This is a genomic window from Halorubrum sp. Ea1, from assembly GCF_002252965.1.
Taxonomy (GTDB): Archaea; Halobacteriota; Halobacteria; order Halobacteriales; family Haloferacaceae; genus Halorubrum.
In genome coordinates this window covers 1-4035 of the sequence record NZ_NHPG01000157.1, presented here as the reverse complement: position 1 = coordinate 4035, position 4035 = coordinate 1, and the positions used below count along the sequence as shown (strand labels likewise).

At 71.4% G+C, this 4035-nt stretch carries 3 protein-coding genes; 1 reads left to right on the top strand and 2 read right to left on the bottom strand.

Annotation, left to right across the window (positions count from 1 at the left end; translation table 11 throughout):
- The coding region (tmcA, locus tag DJ73_RS19505) for a tRNA(Met) cytidine acetyltransferase TmcA (protein WP_141213002.1) at nt 1-1350 on the top strand (1350 nt) is incomplete at its 5' end.
- 483 nt (nt 1351-1833) lie between these two features.
- Here tmcA and DJ73_RS19495 read toward each other — a convergent pair.
- Together DJ73_RS19495 and DJ73_RS19490 are read right to left on the bottom strand one after the other, a co-directional pair.
- Nucleotides 1834-2163: a ferredoxin family protein gene (locus DJ73_RS19495; protein ID WP_094523206.1), complete on the bottom strand. Its 330-nt coding sequence runs from the start codon at nt 2161-2163 to the stop codon at nt 1834-1836.
- Between the two features lie 104 nt (nt 2164-2267).
- Nucleotides 2268-4035 (bottom strand): glutamate--tRNA ligase (locus DJ73_RS19490; protein ID WP_141213001.1); only part of this gene is annotated, 1768 nt, incomplete at its 5' end.

The following is a 4035-nucleotide window of genomic DNA, read 5'->3' as shown; positions in this document are numbered from 1 at the left end:
GCCGAGGCCGCGGAGCTCCCCGGCGATCCGGACGTCGCGATCGTCGACGAGGCGGCGGCGCTCCCGGTGCGGCTGCTGGAGGGGTTCCTCGACGAGCGGGTCGCCGTCGCGTTCTGCACCACGGTCCACGGCTACGAGGGAGCCGGGCGGGGGTTCGCGATCCGGTTCCGCGAGCGACTGCTCGATAGCCCCCTCGCGGTCCGGGACGTCCGCCTCGACGAGCCGATCCGGTACGCGCGCAACGACCCCGTCGAGGCGTGGGCGTCGCGGGCGCTCCTGCTCGACGCGCGGCCGGCGGTCGACGAGGCCGTCGCGGGGACGGCGGCCGACGAGGCGACGTACCGAGCGCTCGCGCCCGACGACCTGCTCGCGGACGAGGCCCTGCTCGGCGAGGCGTTCGGGCTGCTCGTCGCCGCTCACTACCGCACCGAGCCGAACGACCTCGCGCGGCTGCTGGACGCCCCGAACCTCTCCGCGCGGGCGCTCGTCGCCGAGGGGCGGGTGGTCGCCGTCGCGCTGCTCGCTCGCGAGGGCGGACTGGACGCCGAGACGCGCCGGGCGATGTACGAGGGCGAGCGCGTCCGCGGAAACATGGTCCCCGACGTGCTGACGAGCCAGCTCCGCGACGAGGCGGCCGCCGAGCCGCGGGGGGTCCGGACCGTCCGGATCGCGACGCACCACGCCCTGCGAGACGCGGGGTTCGGCTCACGGCTGCTGGCGGAGATCCACGCCGAGTTCGGAGCGGCGGTCGACTACTTCTCGGTCGGCTACGGCGCGACGCCGCGCCTGCTCCGGTTCTGGCGACGGGCCGGCTACCGGACCGTCCACCTCTCGACCTCCCGCAACGACGCCTCCGGCGAGCACTCGGCGATCATGCTGCGCCCGGCGACCGAGGCCGGTCGAGACCTCCTGTCGCGCCACGCCGTCACCTTCCGAGACCGCGAGCGCGACGGGCTCTCGGACGCCCACCGCGACGTCGACCCCGACGTGGTCGCCGGCGCGCTCCGCGCCTGTCCCGCGCCGGTCCCGGTGGCTCTGACCGAGATCGAGTGGCGCTCCGTCGTCGGGGCGTCGTTCGGGCCCGGGATGTACGACAGCGCGCCCGGCGCGTTCCGGGACCTCGCGCTCGCGGCGCTGGTCGAGGACGCCCCGGAACTCGGCGCCCTCGAAGAGCGACTGCTGGTTCGGAAAGTCCTGCAGGGCCGCCCGTGGGAGTCGGTCGCGGACGAGCTCGGTTACGTCTCGACGGCCGCCTGCATGCGCGCGCTCGGCGACGCGTACGAGCCCCTCGTCGAGCGGTACGGGACCGACTTCGCGCTCGCAGAGCGGGAGCGATTTATAAGTGACTGACGGGACTGCGGCCGGCATTTATAAACAGAGGAGGTGGCGCGTGCCTGCGAGGCCGCCCCGCGGCCGAGCAGCACGCGCGAGGGAGTCGGTGGTCCGGAGCGAAGCGGAGGACCACCGACGAGGCTGGGGAGGCGTGAGGTGCGGTGCCGTGCGGTCGGGCGGGGCTCAAAGGGGCAGCCGCGAGGACGAAGCACGCTGCAGCAAGCACCGCAGCGAGGGAGCGCCAGCGACCGAGCGAGGAGCGCAGCAAAGCGCGCGAGTCGTCGCGGCTGGGGCTTTGGAGGTGTTCATCGAAGAGTTACTGGCAACGATTTATAAGCGAGCGGCTGGGGCTTTGGAGGTGTTCATCGAAGAGTTACTGGCAACGATTTATAAGCGAGCGGCTGGGGCTTTGGAGGTGTTGTCCGGAGGTCCGAGGTCAACCGTTTATAAATAAACGACGACTGCTACAACGGTCGTCGGCGCCCCGCCGAACGCGACCGATTAAATCCGGTTCTCGCGGCCGGGGTCGACGTCGATAGCGTCGACCGGACAGACGTCGACGCAGAGCATGCAGTCGATACACTGGTCCTCGTCGATCGGGTTCGCCTTCCGCTCCGACTCGGGGTGGCCGGGGGTGTCCACCCAATCGAACACGTCCACCGGGCAGTCCTCCAAGCAGGCGCCGTCGGCGAGACAGATGTCGAAGTCGACGGCGACGTGGGTGCCGCGGATCCCCTGCTTCTCGGGCGGGTCGACGGGTCCCCAGACGGCGACGCCGTCCTCCTCGCCGACCTGCTCCCGGTTCTGTTCGAAGTTCGAGTCGATGGCCATCGTGCCCGTAGTTCCGGGGCTCGCTACTTAACCCCCGCGGCAGGCGGTCGGCGAGGGCGGCTCACGGGGCTCGGAGCGTCGACGAGGCCGACGGCGGATTCGGACTACGGGTGCGCGTAGTACGCGAGCAGGTCCTCCTCGCCGTCGGGTCCGTCGGGCTCGTCGGTGGCGGCCGGCTCGAAGGCGTCGATCCGGGCGAAGCCGACGCGCTCGAACTGGACGACGCCGTCGGTGTCGACGTCGGCGACCGCGGGCTCGGCGATCCCCCGGACGTCGCCGGTGACGGTCCGCAGCAGGGTGTCGAGCCCATCGTCGGCCGGCGCCCAGTGGACCACGTCCACGTCGCCGTCGCGGACGACGTCGATGTCGGCGTCCGCGAAGACCAGCTCGTCGCCCGCGTACCGGACGCAGCCGTACCCCTTGAGCCAGACGCGCTCGCCCTCGCTCGGGAGGTCGGAGGACTCGACGACGACCCGGCCCGCGGGAACGGTCCGGTCGCCGCGGTCGGCGTGGTCGGGGTGGAGCGGCGGGTGGCCGGCCTCGGGCGCGGGGGCGTCGCCGTCGACGACCGGGAGCTCGACCGCGGGGTCGTCGTCGCGGTCGCGCACGAGGAAGTAGCGGTTCGCCTCGTCGTCGATCAGGTCGCGGTTGTTCGCGTACACCGACGACATGGCCAGATCGACGTCGGAGGTGGACATCCCCAGCTCCGTCATCGAGTCGACGAGGGCCTGCCCCCGGATGCCGCGGCGGCGCATCGAGCGGATGGTCGGCGCGCGCGGGTCGTCCCAACCGGTCAGCTCGCCGTCCGCGATGAGCCCCTTGATCGTCGACGTGGAGAGTTTCACGTCGTACTCGTCCACCTGGACGTGGCCCCAGTGGAGCACCTCGGGGTACTCCCAGCCGAAGTAGTCGTAGACGAACCGCTGGCGCTTCGCGGAGTCCTGGAGGTCGATGCCGCGAATGATGTGGGTGACGCCCGTGAGGTGGTCGTCGACGCCGGACTGGAAATCGAGCATGGGCCAGCAGCGGTAGTCGGCCGCCGCCTCACGCGGGTGCGGCGTGTCGATCATCCGGAACGCGACCCAGTCGCGGAGCGCCGGGTTCTTGTGCTCGATGTCGGTGCGCACGCGGAGGACCATCTCGCCCGCGTCGTACTCGCCGGCGACCATGGCGTCGAACTCCTCGTGGACCGTCTCGGCGGCCTTCTCGCGGTGCGGACACGCCTCGGCGTCGTTCTTCAGCGCGGAGAAGGTCTCGCCGGAACACGAGCAGGTGTAGGCGCCGCCGGCGTCGATCAGCTCGCGGGCGTGGTCGTAGTACGTCTCCAGCCGATCGGACGCCTTCAGCACGCGGTCGGCCTCGAAGCCGAGGTACTCGATGTCCTCCAGGATGGCGTCGTACGCGTCTAAGTCGGGGCGCTTCGTCTCCGGGTCGGTGTCGTCGAACCGGCAGATGAACTCGCCGTCGTACCGCTCCTTGTACGTCCCGATCACCGCGGGCATCCGGGCGTGGCCGACGTGCCACGGGCCGTTCGGGTTCGGCGCGGCGCGCATCACGACCGCGCCGTCCTCGGCGTTCGGGAGCTCGGGGAGGACGTGATCGTCTTCCTCGTCTTCGGCCTCCAGCTCCGCGAGCTTGTCGGGCGCGAGCTCGCCGAGCCGCTCGCGGCGCTCGGCCTCGTCCATGTCGGCGACCCGGTTCACGACCCGGGCGACGACCCCGGGGATCTCGTCGCCGTGCGGTCTAAAGTCGGGGTTCTCGCCCATCAACGGGCCCATGATGGCGCCCACGTCCGGGTCGCTGCCGTGTTTGAGCGCGTTGAACAGCGCGGCGGCCTCGCCGGCCGCCTCGACGCGCTCGCGGAGTTCGTCG

Coding starts and splice junctions, on each gene's coding strand:
- DJ73_RS19495 (WP_094523206.1), bottom strand. CDS start 2,163: ATGGCCATCGACTCGAACTTCGAACAGAACCGGGAGCAGGTCGGCGAG.